Raw genomic sequence first — 17,686 nt, 5'->3', positions numbered from 1 at the left:
AACCCGGAAGCTAAGCCTTACAGCGCCGATGGTACTGCAGGGGGGACCCTGTGGGAGAGTAGGACGCCGCCGAACAATCATTGTGGGGAACCCCCGCACTTCGGTGCGGGGTTTCTTGCTTTTCGGCTCCTTTTCGAGCCCCTCCCTCCGGAGGGGCTTTTCTGTTTTCTACAGGCGCCCAGCTGCCTTCAGTGCCAGATACGCGTCTGCCAATGCAGGCGCCAATTCCTCGGGAGTCGCGTCGACGACGGTGACCCCGTGGCGCCGGAGTCGTTCGGCCGTGCGGTGGCGTTCCGACTGGGCCTGGGCAGCTGCCGCCGCTTCGTAGATCGCGTCGACATCGCCTCGGGCCGCCGCCATCCGGGTGATGTGCGGGTCGGCGACGGAGGCCACGAGGACTGTGTGGCGCTGGGTGAGCTGAGGGAGGACGGGGAGGAGGCCCTCCTCGACGGGGGCTGTGTCGAGCGTCGTCAGCAGGACGAGCAGGGTGCGTCGGGGCGCCGTACGGAGGATCGTCGAGGTGAGGGCGCGGGTGTCTGTTTCGACCAGTTCCGCTTCCAGGGTGGCCATGGCGTTGACCAGGGAGGGGAGGACGTCCCGGGCGGTGCGGCCCTGGACGAGGGCGCGGGTGCGGCGGTCGTGGGCCAGGAGGTCGACGCGGTCGCCGGCGCGGGAGGCGAGGGCGGCCAGCAGGAGGGCGGCGTCCATCGCGGCGTCGAGGCGGGGGGCGTCGTCCACGCGGCCCGCGGAGGTGCGGCCGGTGTCGAGGACCAGGAGGATGTGGCGGTCGCGTTCGGGGCGCCATGTGCGCAGGGCGACGGTGGTCTGGCGGGCGGTGGCGCGCCAGTCGATGGAGCGGGTGTCGTCGCCGGGGACGTACTCGCGGAGGCTGTCGAACTCGGTGCCCTCCCCGCGCGTGAGGACGCTGGTTCGGCCGTCGAGCTCCCGTAGGCGGGCCAGTTTGGCGGGGAGGTGTTTGCGGCTGGTGAACGGGGGAAGAGCGCGGACCGTCCAGGGGACCTTGTGGGTGCCCTGGCGGGTGAAGAGGCCGAGGGGGCCGTACGAGCGGATGGTGACGCGGTCGGCCTGGTGGTCGCCGCGGCGGGTCGGTCGCAGGCGGGTGGTGGCGCGGCGGCGTTCGCCGGTGGGGATCGTGATGGGGTGGCGGTCGGTCTCCGGGGCGGTGCTGGGGGGCCAGGCGTCCCGGAGGTCGGCCTTGAGGGGGCGGCGGGAAGGGTTGGTGATCGTCAACGTGACGTCCGCGGGCTCACCCAGGCGGGCGGTTGTGTCGCCGGAGCGGGTCAGGGAGAGTCGTCGTACGGGGGCCGCGAGGGCGAAGTCGCAGGCGCAGGCCAGTGCCAAGGGGGCGTTGACGGCCAGGATGCCTGTCCAGTTCGGGTCCCAGAGGCCGACGGGGAGGGAGCCGAGGGCCGCGAGGAGCGCGGCGCGGCCGGTGAGTGCCATCAGCGGGGGACGGGGACGTGGGCGAGGACAGAAGTGATGACGGAGTCGGCGGTGACGCCCTCCATCTCGGCCTCGGGGCGGAGCTGGACGCGGTGCCTGAGCGTGGGCAGGGCGAGGGCCTTCACGTCGTCCGGGATGACGTAGTCGCGGCCCGTGAGCCACGCCCACGCGCGGGAGGCCGCCAGCAGAGCGGTCGCCCCGCGCGGGGAGACGCCGAGGGTCAGCGACGGGGATTCGCGGGTGGCGCGGCAGATGTCGACGACGTACGCGGTGATCTCGGGGGAGACGGAGGTCTTCGCGACGGCCGCGCGGGCGGCTTCGAGGTCGGCGGCGGTGGCCACGGGGCGTACGCCGGCGGCGCGCAGGTCGCGGGGGTCGAAGCCTTCGGCGTGGCGGGTGAGGACGTCGATCTCGTCCTGGCGGGAGGGCAGGGGGATCGTCAGTTTGAGGAGGAAGCGGTCGAGTTGGGCCTCGGGGAGGGGGTACGTGCCCTCGTACTCGACGGGGTTCTGGGTCGCGGCGACCAGGAACGGGTCGGGGAGCGGGCGCGGGGTGCCGTCGACGGTGACCTGGCGCTCCTCCATGGCCTCCAGGAGGGACGACTGGGTCTTCGGCGGGGTGCGGTTGATCTCGTCGGCGAGGAGGAGGTTGGTGAAGACCGGGCCGGGCTGGAAGGAGAACTCGGCGCTGCGGGTGTCGTAGACGAGGGAGCCCGTCACGTCGCTCGGCATGAGGTCGGGGGTGAACTGGACGCGCTTGGTGTCGAGGTCGAGGGCGGCGGCCAGGGCGCGGACCAGGAGGGTCTTGGCGACGCCCGGGACGCCTTCGAGCAGGACGTGGCCCCGGCACAGGAGGGCGACGACGACGCCCGTGACGGCGGGGTCCTGGCCGACCACGGCCTTGGCGATCTCGGCGCGCAGGGCCTCCAGGGAGGCGCGGGCGGCGCTCGGGTCGCCGGTGTTCCCGGCGTTGTCAGTGGTCGGGTCCATCATGGACGGCGTACCTCACTTTCGAGGGCGTCGAGTCGGTCGGCGAGGGCGGTCAGGGCCGCGTCGTCGCCTGGCGGGGGGCCGAAGAGGAGGGTGTGCAGGGGCTGTCCGTCGGCGCCGAGGCGGTCGGACAGGGCGGGGATCAGGGTTTCGGGCGTGTGGGCCAGGGCGGCGGGGACGCCGAGGAGGGGGGCGAGGCGGATGCGGGTGGCGGAGCGCAGGGCGTCGGCGGCGCGGTCGCGGGCGTCGGCCCTGCGGTAGAGGCGGGCGCGGCCTTCGACGGTCTCGGAGGCGCGGATCGCGACCGGAAGGCGTTCGGGGACGAGCGGGCCGAAGCGGCGGGCCCGCCACAGGGCGGCGAGTGCGGCGGCGACGAAGAGTTGCAGGGTGCCCCACAGCCAGCCGGAGGGGAGCAGGTCGAAGAGGCTCTTCTCCTCCTGCGGGCCGGTGGTGGAGTCGGAGAGCGAGGGGAGGTACCAGACCAGATGCGGGCGGGAACCGAGGAGTTGGAGGGCGAGGGAGGCGTTGCCCTGCTCGTCGAGGCGGTCGTTGAGGAGGATGTCGGGGGCGCCGAGGACGATCGTGTCGCCGTCCCCGGAGTCGGCGGGGACGCGCAGGAGGGTGGCGAGGCGGCGGCTCGGGTAGCACTCGTCGATGCCCTGGCGGGTGACGGTGTAGCGGTGGCCGCCGGTGTCGGCGGCGCCCGCGCGGCGGGCCTCGGGGAGCGCGCAGTCGGGGTCGAGGGTGGTGTCGCGGCTGGTCGCCGGGTCGGCGACGACCCCGGGGGCGAGGGTCTGGACGGACCAGCTGCCCGGGGCGACGAGGACGGTTCGGCCGCCGGAGCCGGCGGTCGTGGCGCGCAGGTCGCTCTGCTGGCGTTCGGTCAGCAGGTCGGGGACGGTGACCAGGAGGGTGCTGTCGGGGCCTGCCGCCGCGCGCGCGTCGGCCAGCGTGGTCACCACGCGCGTGGTGACGCCCCGGTCGGCGAGGAGTTCGGCGATCGCGCGGCTGCCGTAGGGGTCGGCGGAGCGCGGGTCGAGTTCGCCGTGGTGGGTGTCGGACTGGAGCGCGGCGACGGTGATGCCCGCGACGAGGAGGAGGGCGACGGCGAGGGCGACGCCCCGCGCGCGGGTCCACAGGTGGCGGGCGGTGGGGGAGGCCGAGGTGGTCATCGGGCGGCCCCCTGGCGGTCCGTGAGCCGGGGCTTCGTACGGTCGATGGTCTCGTCGAGGCTCGCGATGCGCCGGTACGCCTGTTCGCTCGCGGACCGGCCGCCGTACGTGACGTCGTCGAAGGCGCGGGCCGCCGCGTGCAGGGCGTCGGTGTGGTCGGGGAGGGCGCGGGCGGCTTCGGCGGCGGCCTCGTCGGCGGTGCGGCCGGGGCGGGCGTCGAGGAGGGCGCGCTCCTCCAGGGCGCGGACGATGGCGCGCATCCGCTCCTGGACGGCCGGGTTCCAGTGGCCGTGGGCGGCGTGCTCCTCGGCGGCGGCGCGGTGGTCGGCGGCGCTGCGCGCGCGGGCGCCGAAGAGGGCGTCGGACGGGGAGGCGGGCGTACGGCGGGGGGTGCCCAGGCGCCACCAGAGGGCGGCGACGACGGCGAGGACGGACAGGGCGATGACGGCGAGGCCGAGCGGGCCGCCCGGGGTGGCGCCGGCCGCCGTGTCGAAGAGGTCGCCCAGCCACTTCCAGAGGGCGTCCAGGGCGCGCTGGACGAGGTTGGGGTCGTTCTCGTGGTACAGCCGCCTGGACAGTTCGCGGCGGGCCGCCTCCCGCGCGGGATCGCGGGGTGTGGTCAGCGGCGGTGTGTCGTCCGAGACCGCCGACCACAGGGCCCCGATCGTTCCCCCCGTCCCGTGCACGCCGTCAGCTCCCGGGGGTGGTGCCGGTGGTGCCGTAGTCCTGGAGGCCGGCGGCGCGGGCGAGTTCGAGGTCGAGGGCCTCGCGCCGGATGCGCTGGTCGACGTACAGGAGGACGGAGACGCCAGCGGTGATCGGGAACGTGATCATGTAGCCGATGACGGCGCCGATGCCGCTGATGATCAGGTACGTCCAGCCGTAGGAGACGGCGGGGTCGGTGACGAGGCCGTTCAGGCCGCCGTCCCCGAGGGCGGCGCCGATCAGGGCGAACGGGACGACGACGATCATCGCGAGGATGTTGGAGATGATCGTGCCGAGCAGCTGGATGCCGAAGACCCGCCACCAGGAGCCGCGCACCAGCTTGACGGAGCGGCCCAGCGCCTTCTTGATGCCCTGTTTCTCCAGCATCAGCGCGGGCGGCGCGAGGGAGAAGCGGACGCCGATCCAGATGGCGACGGCGAGCCCGGCGAAGACGCCGATGAGGGCCAGGGCGACGCCCGCCGCCGTGGCACCGCCCGCGGCGGCCACCAGGATGCCGGGCAGGGCGCCGACGACCATCGTGCCGACCACGAGGACCAGCATCAGCAGGATCAGCGCGAACAGGCGCGGCAGGCGCGGGAGGGCGTCGCGCCAGGCCTCGCCGGGCGAGACGGCCTTGCCGAGGATCGCGCGGCTGACGACGGTGGTGAGCAGGGCGGTCGCGATGATCGTGCCGATCAGGGAGACCGCGTAGACGACCGTCGAGGCGGTCATCGAGTCGCCCAGGGCGCGGCTGACCTCGTCGAAGCTGGCGTTCGGGTCGCCGATGGCGTCCGTGCTCGCGTCGTCCAGGAGCAGGCCCTGGACGAGGACGGTGATGATCTCCACGACGACGGCGACGGCCAGGGAGATGCCGAGGACCGTGCGCCAGTACGTGCGCATGGTGGAGACCGCGCCGTCGAGGATCTCGCCCACGCCCAGGGGGCGCAGCGGGATGACGCCGGGCTTCGCGGCGGGCGGCGGGCCTCCCCAGCCGGTGCCCCAGCCGCCGGGGGCGCCGTAGCCGCCGCCGGGGTGGGTCGTCGGGGCGTTCCAGCCCGTGGGGGCGCCCGGGCCCGGTGGGGGCGGCGGCGGGGGCGTCTGGCCGGGCGGCTGGCGCGTGGGCGCGGTCCACTGGCCGGCGGGCGGCTGTTTCTGGGACCACTGCGTGCCGGAGTCGGACGGTCGGCCGTCCCGCTGGTCCGAGGGCGGGGTGGACTCCTGTCCTTCGGGGCCCTCGGGGGCCGATCCGGGCGAGGCCCAGCCCGGAGTGTCGTTCATCGTCGCTCCTTCACGGCGCCGGTCCGCGGTCGCGGCGGCAGGTTGGGTGCCATCGTGTCATGGGGCACCGACAGCGGGACCGGCCGCGGTGGGCACCGCGAACCTTCCATGGTCCGGCGGATCCTGGGCAGACTCACCGCATGGCTGATCCGTACACGCGCACGGGAGACGACGACCGCCCCACCGGGATACCGGTGCTCCGATGGGAGGAGCTGCCGGAAGGGCCCGTTCTGGTCCTCCTCGACCAGACGAGACTGCCGGCCGAGGAGGTCGAGCTGGTGTGCACGGACGCGTCCGTGCTGGTGGAGGCGATCAGATCGCTCGCCGTGCGCGGGGCACCGCTGCTGGGCGTCGCCGGGGCGTACGGGGTCGCGCTCGCCGCCGCGCGCGGGTTCGACGCCCAGGAGGCGGCGGCGGCTCTCGCAGGCGCGCGCCCGACCGCCGTGAACCTCTCCGTCGGCGTGACGCGGGCCCTGGACGCGCACCGGGCCGCGCTCGACGAGGGCGGGGACGAGCGGCGGGCCGCGCAGGCGGCGCTGGCCGCGGCCCGGCGGCTGCACCAGGAGGACGCCGAGGCCAGCGCCGGGATGGCGCGGCACGGGCTCGCGCTCCTCGACGAGCTGCTGCCGGGCGGCGGGCACCGGATCCTCACCCACTGCAACACCGGTTCGCTGGTGTCCGGCGGGGAGGGGACGGCGTTCGCGGTGGCGCTGGCCGCGCACCGCGCGGGGCGGCTGCGCCGGCTGTGGGTGGACGAGACGCGTCCGCTGCTCCAGGGGGCGCGGCTCACGGCGTACGAGGCGGCGCGCAGCGGGATGGCGTACACGCTGCTCACCGACAACGCGGCGGGGTCGCTGTTCGCGGCCGGGGAAGTGGACGCGGTGCTCATCGGGGCGGACCGGATCGCGGCCGACGGGTCGGTGGCGAACAAGATCGGCAGCTATCCGCTGGCGGTCCTCGCGCGCTACCACCACGTGCCGTTCGTCGTGGTCGCGCCGGTGACGACGATCGACCTGGGGACTCCTGACGGGGCGTCGATCGAGGTCGAGCAGCGGCCCGGGTACGAGGTGACGGAGGTCGTCGCGCCGCAGGCACCGGTCGTCGGATCGGGCGGCGGGATTCCCGTCGCGCCGCTCGGCACCCAGGCGTACAACCCGGCGTTCGACGTGACGCCGCCCGAGCTGGTGACGGCCGTCGTCACCGAGGAGGGGGCTGTCTCGCCGGTGACCGCGGAGGCGATCGCCGGGCTGTGCGCGAGGTCACGGCGGGTGACGATCTAGCCGTACGCGGGTGCGCGGGCGCGGGTGGGGAGGGGGCCTGGGCAGACAGTGACCGGTCGGGGCGGCTATGGTCACGGGTCAGTGACCTGCCTCACCTGCGCTCCGGGCACCGTTATGAGAATGGGATGATGTCGTTTATGAAGGGACGAGTCCTTGTCGTCGACGACGACACCGCACTGGCCGAGATGCTCGGCATCGTGCTGCGTGGTGAGGGTTTTGAGCCGTCTTTCGTAGCCGACGGTGACAAGGCGCTGGCTGCTTTCCGGGAGGCCAAGCCGGATCTGGTGCTGCTGGATCTGATGCTGCCCGGGAGGGACGGCATCGAGGTGTGCCGGCTGATCCGGGCGGAGTCCGGGGTGCCGATCGTGATGCTCACGGCGAAGAGCGACACCGTCGATGTGGTGGTGGGCCTGGAGTCCGGGGCCGATGACTACATCGTCAAGCCGTTCAAGCCGAAGGAGCTGGTCGCGCGGATCCGTGCGCGCCTGCGGCGGTCCGAGGAGCCGGCGCCGGAGCAGCTGACGATAGGCGACCTGGTCATCGACGTCGCCGGGCACTCGGTCAAGCGCGACGGGCAGTCGATCGCGCTGACGCCGCTGGAGTTCGACCTGCTGGTCGCGCTCGCGCGCAAGCCGTGGCAGGTCTTCACGCGCGAGGTGCTCCTCGAGCAGGTGTGGGGCTACCGGCACGCGGCCGACACCCGCCTGGTCAACGTGCACGTGCAGCGGCTGCGCTCCAAGGTCGAGAAGGACCCGGAGCGCCCGGAGATCGTCGTGACCGTCCGCGGTGTCGGTTACAAGGCCGGGCCGAGCTGACATGTCCGGGGACAGTGCCGCTTCGGCGCCAGGCCGGTCAGGGGCCCGGCCGCAGCGGCCTGTCGGCCGGGACAGCGATCAGGCTCTGAGGGCCCTGAAGGGCCCCAGGACGGCCAAGGACCGTTTCGGGCGGCTCCTGGACGGCGGGCTCCTCCAGGGCGGCGTACAGGGCAGCCCAGTGCTGCGGCTGCTGCTGCGCTGGGTACGGCGTCCGCTGCTGCCGGTGATGCGGCTGTGGCGGCGCAACATCCAGCTCAAGGTCGTCGTCACCACCCTGCTGATGTCCCTGGGCGTCGTCCTGCTGCTCGGGTTCGTCGTCATCGGGCAGGTCCGCAACGGCCTGCTGGACGCCAAGGTGCGCGCCTCGCAGAGCCAGGCCACCGGCGGGTTCGCGGTCGCCAAGCAGCAGGCCGACACGGAGGCCGCCGGCGACGGGCCGGCCTCCTCCACCGACCGCTCCGCGCAGAACGTCAGCCCGTGGCTCAGCGTCCTCGTGTCGTCGCTCTCCAGCGGCGGCCAGGGCGCCTTCGACGTCGTCACGCTGCCCACCGGCGGCGGTGAGGGCGGGCCGGGGCCGCGCGCCTCCGGGGGCGTGAGCCCCACCGCGAGCGTGCCGGACGCCCTGCGCGCGCGCCTGAGGGACTCCACCTCCGCCGCCCAGAGCTACACCCGCATCCGCTACGACAGCGGCAAGGAGTCGCAGCCCGCGCTGGTCATCGGCAAGCGGCTCAGCGACCCCAACGGCGCCGCCTACGAGCTGTACTACCTCTTCCCGCTCACCCAGGAGGAGAAGTCCCTCAGCCTCGTCAAGGGCACCCTGGCGACCGCCGGGCTCTTCGTCGTCGTCCTCCTCGGGGCGATCGCCTGGCTCGTCGTGCGGCAGGTCGTCACGCCCGTGCGGATGGCCGCCGGGATCGCCGAGCGGCTGTCCGCCGGGCGGTTGCAGGAGCGGATGAAGGTCACCGGCGAGGACGACATCGCGCGCCTGGGCGAGGCGTTCAACAAGATGGCGCAGAACCTCCAGCTGAAGATCCAGCAGCTGGAGGACCTCTCGCGGATGCAGCGCCGGTTCGTGTCCGACGTGTCGCACGAACTGCGCACCCCCCTGACGACCGTACGGATGGCCGCCGACGTCATCCACGACGCGCGCGAGGACTTCGATCCGATGACCGCGCGCTCCGCCGAACTCCTCGCCGACCAGCTGGACCGGTTCGAGACGCTCCTCGCCGACCTGCTGGAGATCAGCCGGTTCGACGCGGGCGCGGCGGCGCTGGAGGCCGAGCCGATAGACCTGCGCGAGGTCGTACGGCGGGTCGTCGACGGGGCCGCGCCGCTCGCCGAGCGCAAGGGGACGGCCGTACGCGTCGTCGGCGATCAGCAGCCTGTTGTCGCCGAGGCCGACGCGCGGCGTGTGGAGCGGGTGCTGCGCAACCTCGTCGTCAACGCCGTGGAGCACGGTGAGGGGCGGGACGTGGTGGTGAAGCTGGCCGCCGCCGGGGGCGCCGTCGCCGTCGCCGTGCGCGACTACGGCGTCGGGCTGAAGCCCGGTGAGGCCACGCGCGTGTTCAGCCGGTTCTGGCGAGCCGACCCCGCGCGCGCGAGGACGACCGGCGGGACCGGGCTCGGGCTGTCGATCGCGCTGGAGGACGCGCGCCTGCACGGCGGCTGGCTCCAGGCGTGGGGCGAGCCCGGGGGCGGCTCGCAGTTCCGGCTGACGCTGCCCCGTACGGCCGACGAGCCGCTGCGCGGGTCGCCGATACCGCTGGAGCCGAAGGACTCGCGCAGGAACCGGGGGGCGGACGGTGCCTCCCGCGCGCGCGAGAAGAGCGCGACCGTGCCGGTGCAGCAGAGCGCCGACCGGCTTCCGCGCGTGGGCACGGTGTCCGCCACGGCCGATCCGACGGCGCTGCCGGGGAGCGGGGCGCGGGTCGTCCCGCGCGCGGGAGGGACGGTTCCGGGGGAGACGGCCGCGGAGGAACGGGCTGTGACGGAGGCGGCGGTTTCGGCGGACGGAGCGGCTTCGGTGGTTTCTGTCGACGTGCCGGGCCCGATGGGTGCATCGGTTGCCGCGGACGTGTCGGCTTCGGCGGGCGTGTCGGTCTCTGTGGACGTGCCGGCCGCCGCGGAGGCGCTGCGGGGCGGTGCCGGTGGTGCTTCCGGGGGGCTGGATGCGTCCGGTTCATCCGGCTTGGCTGGTTCATCTGGCTCCAGTGGGGAAGGGGAGGCCGCTCGTGGGCGGTGAGGGGGGTGCCCGGCGGGTGTCGGGGCGGGTTGCCGCGTACGTCGTCTGCGGGGCCGTTCTGCTGAGCGGGTGTGCCTCGATGCCCGACCACGGCGACCTGCGCGGGGTGGAGTCGACGCCCCGGCAGGACACGCAGGTGCGCGTGTTCGCGATGCCGCCGCAGGAGGGGGCGACGCCCGGGGCGATCGTCCAGGGCTTCCTCGAAGCGCTGACCAGCGACGACCCGGACTACGCGACGGCCCGCAAGTACCTGATCGGCAAGGCCGCCAAGACCTGGGACCCGGAGAGCTCCACGACGGTCCTGGACGTCGGCCCGCAGCCGATGCAGGAGCGCCCGGGCGGGCGTGAGGGCGGCGCGGACATGTCGATCACCCTCGACGGCGAGCGCGTGGCCACCGTGGACGCGCAGCAGTCGTACACGCCCCAGGTGGGCAAGTACCGGCAGACCCTGCACCTCGTGCAGGACGACAAGGAACAGTGGCGGATCGACGAACTGCCCCAGGGCGTCGTCATGGGGCGGTCGGACTTCGCCCGCAACTACACGTCCGTCAACAAGTACTACTTCGCCTCCCGCGCGCGTGTGGGGACCGTGCCCGCCGCCGTCGCGGACCCCGTGTACGTGCGCAAGCGCGTCGACCCGACGACCCAGATGGTGCGCTCCCTGCTCGACGGGCCCACGAACTGGCTGCGGCCCGTCGTCCGGTCGGGCTTCCCCACGGGGACGGCCCTCGCGGACGACGCCGGGCCGCTCGTGCCGGACGACCAGAACAAGCTCACCGTGCCGCTCGACGGCAAGGCCGCGGGCGTGAAGCAGGGCAAGTGCGACGAGATGGCCGCGCAGATCCTGTTCACCCTCCAGAGCCTCACCCCGGCGGTCGACGAGGTCGAACTGCGGGCCGACGGACGGCGGTTGTGCTCGCTCGGCGCGGGGCGCTCGACCGGGATCGCCGCGCGCGGGTCCGCGCAGAGCCCCGGGCACCTGTACTTCATCGACGGCGACCATCGCCTCCAGTGGATGGTGGCCGACGGCAACGACTCCGCGCCCGAGTCGGTGCCCGGCGCGTTCGGGGACGGCGGCAAGGCGCTGCGGTCCGTGGCCGTGTCCCGGGACGAGCGCGAGGCCGCCGGGGTCACGCTCGACGGCAAGCAGCTGTACATCACCTCGCTGGCGTCCGGCAGCCGGCTCGGCAACCCCGTGCTGACCAGCGCGGGCGCGACCGAGAAGGACCGGTTCACGACGCCCACCTGGGACGCGCAGGGCGATCTGTGGGTTGCCGACCGCAACCCCCTCACGCCCCGGCTCTACCTGCTCGCCAAGGGCGACGACACGCCCGTCGTGGTGAGCACGCCCGGTCTTGAGGGACGGATCAACGCGGTGCGGATGGCGGCCGACGGGGTGCGGGTCGCGCTCGTCGTCGAGTCCGGGGGGCAGCAGTCGCTGTTCGTCGGGCGGGTCGAGCGGGACGAGGACAGTGCTGGGCGCGAGACCGTGTCCGTGCAGGAACTGCGGTCCGCCACGCCCGAGTTGGAGCAGGTGACCGCCGTGTCCTGGGCCTCCGACAGCCGGCTCGTCGTGGTCGGCAAGGAGACCGGCGGGGTCGAGCAGGTGCAGTACGTCCAGTGCGACGGGTCGGTGCCGGAGACCGGGGCGCTGCCCGGGCTCACCGAGGTGCAGAGCATCGCCGCGTCCGAGGACAGCGAGGCGCCGTTGTTCGCCACGTCCAAGGACGGGTTGCTGTGGCTGCCGGGTGGGAGCGGGTGGCGGACGCTGAAGCCGACGGCTTCGGTGGCGTTCTATCCGGGGTGAACTCGGGGGTCTGCCATCGGGGTTGGGAGCGGGGTGGTGGCAGGCCCGGTGGGGGGAGTGCCGGGAGCGCTGGGGCGGGGTGCGGGGCCGAGGCGGACCGGGGTGGTCGAGGGGTTTCGGCCGGGGTGACGGGTGCGCGTCAGGAGTTTTCCACAGGGGTGGCGGCTGGGCGGCGGCGTGGGCACAGTGGAATGCGTGAACGGTGTACGGCGGTACTGGAGGGACCTCGGTGACCTGGTGTTGCCGGGGGAGTGTGCGGGGTGCGGGCGGGCTCGTACGGTGCTCTGCGCGCGGTGTCGGGAGGCGTTGAGCGGAGAGAGGGCGCGGTGGGTGCGGATCAGGGGGCGGCAGGCCGGGTTGCCGCCGGTGTGCGCGGCGGGGCCGTACGCGGGAGCGGTGCGGGAGGTGTTGCTGGCGCACAAGGAGCGGGGGGCGTTGGGGCTGGTGGGGGCGCTGGGGGCGGGGTTGGCTCGGGCCGTGGAGGTGGGGTTGGGCGGAGTGGGGGTGGTGCCGGGGAGAGGACCGGGTGCGGGCGGTGGGGCGGGAGGAGACGCGGCGGCCGTGGTGGGCCGGGTGCCGGGAGGGGGCAGGGCGGCGGTGATGCGAGGGGCGCTTTCGGGAGACGGGCCGGCTGTGGGCGGTGGGGTGTTGCTCGTGCCTGTGCCGTCTGCGCGTGGGGCTGTGCGGGCTCGGGGGCATGATCCGGTGCGGCGGGTGGCGTTGGCTGCCGCGGGGGTGTTGCGGCGGGGTGGGGTGGACGTGCGGGTCGCGTCCGTGGTGCGGCAGCGGGCGGGGGTGAGGGATCAGGCCGGGCTCGGGTACTGGGAGCGGCGGGAGAACTTGGCGGGGGCGCTGCGGGTGAGCCCCGCGGGGGTGCGGGTACTGCGGGGGAGAGCTGTCGTGCTCGTCGACGACATCGTCACCACCGGGGCCTCGCTCGCGGAGGCCGCGCGGGTGGTTGGGGAGGCGTGTGAGGGGGGAGGTGAAGAAGTGTCCGGTGAAGTCGCCCGGGAAGGGCCTCACCCGGTGGAGAGGAGGCGGCGAGGGGTGCTGTGCGCGGCCGTGGTCGCTGGATCACCGGATTCTTTTGAAATAAACCGGAACTGATCGAGAAGGCGCTTCGTTGCAGCTGGTGAGAGGCGCAATTCACCTGAACGGAGGTAGGGCGGAGTAGAGGGTGACGACATCCGTCCGGGCGAGATATGTTCGGTTCAGAGAGAAAGCCGCAGGCAGCAACTCTCGAATCCGAAATGCCGTGCGCGGTTTCGGGAAAAGACCCGCGCCGCCCAGGATGTGGATCTCTCCTTCGGGGGAGGAGGTGGACGTCACCGAGTAGGAAGGTTCCGGGGCTCACCGGAATCTGGTGCGAAAGGGAGACGCTCCGCGACGGAGCGGAGCGATCCGGGAACGGAGTTCTGCGTGGACATCGTCGTCAAGGGCCGTAAGACCGAAGTGGCCGAGCGGTTCCGCAAGCACGTGGCCGAGAAGCTGAACCTGGAGAAGATCCAGAAGCTCGACGGCAAGGTGATCAGCCTGGACGTCGAGGTGTCCAAGGAGCCGAACCCCCGACAGGCCGACCACCGGGACCGGGTGGAGATCACGCTGCGTTCCCGCGGCCCGGTGATCCGGGCGGAAGCGGCGGCCAGCGACCCGTACGCGGCGCTCGACCTGGCGGCGGAGAAGCTCGACGCGCAGCTGCGCAAGCAGCACGACAAGCGCTACACCAGGCGCGGGTCCCGCCGGCTGACGGCGGCGGAGGTCCCCGACCACGTCCCGGGCGTGGCCACCCTCAACGGCAGCGACGGCGAGCCGGCCGACGCCGGCCGCAACGGCGGCGTACCCACGAAGAAGATGGGCTCGCTTGAGGTGCAGGGCGACGGCCCCCTCGTCGTCCGGGAGAAGACCCACGTCGCGGCACCGATGACCCTCGACCAGGCGCTCTACGAGATGGAACTGGTCGGACACGACTTCTACCTCTTCGTCGACTCCGAGACCAAGGAACCCAGCGTCGTCTACCGGCGGCACGCGTACGACTACGGCGTGATCCACCTCCAGACCGACACGATGGTCGCCGCGCAGGCGCACGGCGGCGAACCCGGCGGCACGCTCGGCCGCTGACCGCGCCGGCGATGACCCTCAGGGTGCCCCTGGAGCGCGTGTGCGCCCCCAGGGGCACCCCCGTGCGACCACTTCACGCCTTGCTCCGTCACCGCATTGTCGCCAGGGCATGGAATCATGGCCAGGGCGGCTCAACGAGTGGGCCGTTGCCTCGGGTTGGCGATGGCACAGGACCAACGGCCCCAGCCTCAGGGGGAGGAACGATGGCGGACAGCTTCGGACCGATGCGGGACGAGGACGCGCGCGACGGCGTCGTCGGCATGGGCCCGGACGCGGGCACCTCGCGGGGGGAGCCGATCAGGGTGCTGGTCGTCGACGACCACGCGCTGTTCCGCCGGGGACTGGAGATCGTGCTCGCGGCCGAGGAGGACATCCAGGTCGTCGGGGAGGCGGGGGACGGGGCCGAGGCCGTCGACAAGGCCGCCGATCTGCTGCCCGACATCGTGCTGATGGACGTACGGATGCCCAAGCGCGGGGGCATCGAGGCCTGTACCTCCATCAAGGAGGTGGCGCCCAGCGCGAAGATCATCATGTTGACCATAAGCGATGAGGAAGCCGACCTCTACGACGCGATCAAGGCGGGGGCCACCGGGTATCTGCTCAAGGAGATCTCCACCGACGAGGTCGCCACCGCGATCCGTGCCGTCGCCGACGGGCAGTCCCAGATCAGTCCCTCCATGGCGTCCAAACTGCTCACCGAGTTCAAATCGATGATCCAGCGGACCGACGAGCGGCGGCTCGTGCCCGCGCCGCGGCTCACCGACCGGGAACTCGAAGTGCTCAAGCTCGTCGCCACCGGGATGAACAACCGGGACATCGCCAAAGAGTTGTTCATCTCCGAGAACACCGTGAAGAACCATGTGCGCAACATCCTGGAGAAGCTTCAGCTGCACTCCAGGATGGAGGCCGTGGTCTATGCGATGCGGGAGAAGATCCTTGAGATCCGGTGAGCCTCGGGGGCTTTCCTCCGGCGTGCGGCTGCGGTCAGCGTAGGGCTGTGAACAGTGCCCTCCTCGTCTCCTTCGCCAGGGGCTCCTGGAGGTCCTGGGGTGTCACCCGTTCCACCCTGATGTCCCGGCAGTCCACCCAGCTCGCCGCTTCCACCAGTGCCTGCGCCACCGCCGGGACCGCCTTCGGGCCGTCCAGCGAGATCTGCTTCGCCACCAGTGTGGTGCCCTCTCTCGCCGGGTCCACCCTGCCGACCAGTCGGCCGCCCGCCAGGACCGGCATCGCGAAATAGCCGTGTACGCGCTTGGGTTTCGGGACGTACGCCTCCAGGCGGTGGGTGAAGCCGAAGACGCGTTCCGTTCTCGACCGCTCCCAGATCAGGGAGTCGAACGGGGACAGCAGCGTCGTGCGGTGGCGGCCCCTTGGGGGGTTCTCCAGGGTCTTCGGGTCTGCCCAGGCCGGTTTGCCCCAGCCCGTCACCGTCACCGGGGTCAGGCCCGAGTCCTCGATCACCTCGTCTACCTGGTCCGCTCGTAGGCGGTGGTAGTCGGCGATGTCCGATCTCGTGCCTACGCCCAGGGCCTCGCCGGCCAGGCGGACCAGGCGGCGTACGCATTCCCTGTCCGAGAGGTCGTCGTGCAGGAGGTGGGACGGGATGGCTCGTTCTGCCAGGTCGTAGACGCGTTTCCAGCCTTTGCGGTCCACGCAGACGACCTCGCCGTACATCAGTGCGCGTTCCACCGCGACCTTTGTGCCCGACCAGTCCCACCAGTCGCTCGTTCGCTTCGCGCCGCCCAGCTCCGTGGCCGTCAGGGGGCCTTCCGCGCGGAGTTGTTTGATCACCTGGTCGTAGACGCCGTCCGGGAGCGTGTGATTCCAGTGGGGGCGGTTTCTGTACGCGCGGCGGCGGAACGCGAAGTGGGGCCATTCCTCGATGGGGAGGATGCAGGCCGCGTGGGACCAGTACTCGAACGCGTGCGGGGGTGTGGTGGGGGTGGTCGGGGTCCAGTACGCGGACTCCACCGTCTTGCGGCCCACCGCGCCCAGGCGGGCGTACGGGATGAGTTCGTGGGAGCGGGCCAGGACGGAGATCGTGTCCAGTTGGACCGCGCCCAGGTGGCGGAGGGTGCCTCGGACGCCGGATCTGCGGTCCGGGGTGCCCAGGAGGCCCTGGGCCTTGAGGATGATGCGGCGGGCTTCGTCGGGGGTGAGGGTGGTGGTTGGGGGCGGGAGGGGCGTCATGTCTTCGCACGATAGGGGGTGGGTCTGACAGTGGGGGCTGACCTGGGGTTTTCTCGCCCCCGCCGCCCCTACCCGTCCCATCCTCCAGGGGCTCCGCCCCTTCGACCCCGGGCTGACGGAGGGGGCGGGGCCGGCCCCGAAGGGGCCTTGTCCTCAAGCGCCGGACGGGCTGGGAGGGGGCTGGGGTGGGGGGAGGTTCTGGTCGTGGGTGGGGGATGAGGTGCTGGGTGGGGTGGTTGGAGGGTTGCCTCCAGGGGTGGAGGGGCGGAGGGGCGGAGGGGCGGAGGGGCGGAGGGGCGGAGGGGCGGAGGGGCGGAGGGGCCGACGGGCGGAAGGCTGGAGGCGGAGGGGCGGAGGCGGAGGGGCGGAGGCGGAAAGGCGGAAGGGCGGAGGGGCGGAGGGGCCGACGGGCGGAAGGCTGGAGGCGGAGGGGCGGAGGCGGAGGGGCGGAGGCGGAAGGGCGGAAGGGCGGAAGGGCGGAAGGGCGGAGGCGGAGGGGCGGAAGGGCGAAGGGGGTTGGAGGCGGACGGGTGGGGGGCGGCCCTGGACGGGCCTTGTTCTCACACGCCGGACGGGTGGGGGGCGGCCCTTGACGGGCCTTGTTCTCACACGCCGGACGGGTTGGGAGGGGGCTGCGGTGGGGGGGTCGGTGCTAGTTGGAGGGCAGGGGGTTGTCGTCTGTCGGTGGGGGTTAGTGGGAGGGGAGGTATGGCGTGGGGGTGGGGGTGTTGAGGTCCTGGGGGAGGAGTGAGGCCAGCCAGCAGTCTCGGCGTACGCCTTTGTTCTCGATGGCTGAGCGCAGGGTGCCTTCGAAGGTGAAGCCTGCGTTTTGGGCTACTGCTCTGGAGGCGTTGTTGCCTACTTCGGCTCGCCATTCGAGGCGGGAGGTGGCCAGGTGGGTGAAGGACCAGTGGGCGGCGGTGAGGGTGGCTTCGGTGGTGTAGCCGTGGGAGCGGTGGGGTTCGGCGGTCCAGAAGCCGATTTCCGTGGTGCCCGGGGTGCGGGGGGTGAGGCTCAGCATGCCGGTCAGGGGGCCGGTTCTGAGGTAGACGCCGAAGGTGTACATCGTGTTCGTCGCCCAGCCGGTGGGGACGATGTCCGTGGTGAAGGCGTGCGCGTGTTCGGCGAGGTAGGGGGAGGGGATGGTCGTCCAGCGCTGGATCTCGGGGTCCTGGGCGGCTGCGTGGATCGCTTCGGTGTCCTGCGGGCCGACGGGGCGCAGGGTCAGGCGGGCGGAGGTGAGGGTGACGGGCTGCATCGGGTGATTCTGCGCGGGCGCGTGCGGGGGGCGTCAATTTCGGCGGGCGGGGGTCGTGCGTCCCCTGTGCGTCGTACGCCCGTTCCTTCCTGTGCGTCGTGCGGCAGGTTCTTCCCGCGCGCCGTACGGCCGTTTCTCCCTGTGCGTCGTGCGGCCGGCCCTCCCCGTGCGCCGTACGTCCGTTCCTCCCGCGCGTCGTACGTCGGTCCGGTCTTCCCTCCCGCGTAAGTGATCACGATTCGTGCACATTCGGTTCGGTGGGGCGGCACTATCCGTGGGGGCCGGACGTTGTGGGGGTGTAGGAGTTGTGGGGCGGCGGGTGGGCTGTGTCACGGCGGGCCTCCCGGCGTGGTGGGGTCCTCGCATAC

14 protein-coding genes and 1 rRNA gene are annotated in these 17,686 nt (G+C 72.7%); 8 read left to right on the top strand and 7 right to left on the bottom strand.

From position 1 onward, the window contains the following. Positions 1 to 75 (top strand): 5S ribosomal RNA (gene rrf / locus PV682_RS30715); the annotation flags it as partial. Positions 76 to 168: 93 nt separating this feature from the next. Here the strand turns inward: rrf and PV682_RS30710 are convergent. The 5 genes from PV682_RS30710 to PV682_RS30690 are packed head-to-tail and all read right to left on the bottom strand — an operon-like array spanning position 169 to position 5,608. Beyond that, complete coding sequence (locus PV682_RS30710; protein WP_319735027.1) at positions 169 to 1,464, bottom strand: DUF58 domain-containing protein; 1,296 nt, start codon at positions 1,462 to 1,464, stop codon at positions 169 to 171. Then, the gene (locus PV682_RS30705; protein ID WP_319735026.1) at positions 1,464 to 2,453 is read right to left on the bottom strand and encodes an AAA family ATPase; all 990 of its coding nucleotides are present in this window, start codon (positions 2,451 to 2,453) and stop codon (positions 1,464 to 1,466) included. Before PV682_RS30705 ends, PV682_RS30710 begins: the two co-directional genes overlap by 1 nt. Beyond that, on the bottom strand, positions 2,453 to 3,625 hold the full coding sequence (locus tag PV682_RS30700; RefSeq protein WP_319735025.1) for a DUF4350 domain-containing protein: 1,173 nt from the start codon (positions 3,623 to 3,625) through the stop codon (positions 2,453 to 2,455). The genes PV682_RS30705 and PV682_RS30700 overlap by 1 nt, the downstream gene beginning before the upstream one ends. Further along, positions 3,622 to 4,311: a DUF4129 domain-containing protein gene (locus PV682_RS30695; RefSeq protein ID WP_319735024.1), complete on the bottom strand. Its 690-nt coding sequence runs from the start codon at positions 4,309 to 4,311 to the stop codon at positions 3,622 to 3,624. The genes PV682_RS30700 and PV682_RS30695 overlap by 4 nt, the downstream gene beginning before the upstream one ends. Positions 4,312 to 4,315: 4 nt before the next feature. Further along, positions 4,316 to 5,608 carry a glycerophosphoryl diester phosphodiesterase membrane domain-containing protein gene (locus tag PV682_RS30690; protein ID WP_319735023.1) on the bottom strand — a complete coding sequence of 431 codons (1,293 nt, stop codon included), beginning with the start codon at positions 5,606 to 5,608 and terminating at the stop codon, positions 4,316 to 4,318. Positions 5,609 to 5,748: 140 nt separating this feature from the next. Between PV682_RS30690 and mtnA the strand changes: the two genes are divergently transcribed. The 7 genes from mtnA to PV682_RS30655 all read left to right on the top strand — a co-directional run bounded on the left by mtnA (position 5,749) and on the right by PV682_RS30655 (position 14,820). After that, complete coding sequence (mtnA, locus tag PV682_RS30685; RefSeq protein ID WP_319735022.1) at positions 5,749 to 6,888, top strand: S-methyl-5-thioribose-1-phosphate isomerase; 1,140 nt, start codon at positions 5,749 to 5,751, stop codon at positions 6,886 to 6,888. A gap of 125 nt (positions 6,889 to 7,013) precedes the next feature. Next, positions 7,014 to 7,703 carry a two-component system response regulator MtrA gene (gene mtrA / locus PV682_RS30680; RefSeq protein WP_005316841.1) on the top strand — a complete coding sequence of 230 codons (690 nt, stop codon included), beginning with the start codon at positions 7,014 to 7,016 and terminating at the stop codon, positions 7,701 to 7,703. A 1-nt stretch (position 7,704) separates the two neighbouring features. Then, complete coding sequence (gene mtrB, locus PV682_RS30675) at positions 7,705 to 9,945, top strand: MtrAB system histidine kinase MtrB (protein WP_319735020.1); 2,241 nt, start codon at positions 7,705 to 7,707, stop codon at positions 9,943 to 9,945. Beyond that, positions 9,935 to 11,752 (top strand): LpqB family beta-propeller domain-containing protein, encoded by a 1,818-nt coding sequence (locus PV682_RS30670; RefSeq protein ID WP_319735019.1) that lies wholly within the window; start codon positions 9,935 to 9,937, stop codon positions 11,750 to 11,752. The genes mtrB and PV682_RS30670 overlap by 11 nt, the downstream gene beginning before the upstream one ends. 237 nt (positions 11,753 to 11,989) lie before the next feature. Next, complete coding sequence (locus PV682_RS30665) at positions 11,990 to 12,859, top strand: ComF family protein (RefSeq protein WP_319735035.1); 870 nt, start codon at positions 11,990 to 11,992, stop codon at positions 12,857 to 12,859. Positions 12,860 to 13,171: 312 nt separating this feature from the next. Beyond that, the gene (gene hpf / locus PV682_RS30660) at positions 13,172 to 13,870 is read left to right on the top strand and encodes a ribosome hibernation-promoting factor, HPF/YfiA family (protein WP_319735018.1); all 699 of its coding nucleotides are present in this window, start codon (positions 13,172 to 13,174) and stop codon (positions 13,868 to 13,870) included. A gap of 203 nt (positions 13,871 to 14,073) precedes the next feature. Next, complete coding sequence (locus tag PV682_RS30655) at positions 14,074 to 14,820, top strand: response regulator (protein ID WP_010356950.1); 747 nt, start codon at positions 14,074 to 14,076, stop codon at positions 14,818 to 14,820. A 34-nt stretch (positions 14,821 to 14,854) separates the two neighbouring features. Here PV682_RS30655 and PV682_RS30650 read toward each other — a convergent pair whose 3' ends face one another. Together PV682_RS30650 and PV682_RS30645 are read right to left on the bottom strand one after the other, a co-directional pair. After that, positions 14,855 to 16,060: a winged helix-turn-helix domain-containing protein gene (locus tag PV682_RS30650; RefSeq protein WP_319735017.1), complete on the bottom strand. Its 1,206-nt coding sequence runs from the start codon at positions 16,058 to 16,060 to the stop codon at positions 14,855 to 14,857. Positions 16,061 to 16,751: 691 nt separating this feature from the next. Then, positions 16,752 to 17,318, bottom strand: a complete 567-nt coding sequence (locus PV682_RS30645) for a GNAT family N-acetyltransferase (protein ID WP_319735016.1) — start codon at positions 17,316 to 17,318, stop codon at positions 16,752 to 16,754. Between the last annotated feature and the right edge of the window lie 368 nt (positions 17,319 to 17,686).

The sequence above is a fragment of the Streptomyces niveiscabiei genome, from assembly GCF_033794345.1.
Lineage (GTDB): Bacteria > Actinomycetota > Actinomycetes > Streptomycetales > Streptomycetaceae > Streptomyces > Streptomyces niveiscabiei.
The sequence above is the reverse complement of the archived record's forward strand: the minus strand, read 5'-3'. Positions and strand labels throughout refer to the sequence as shown.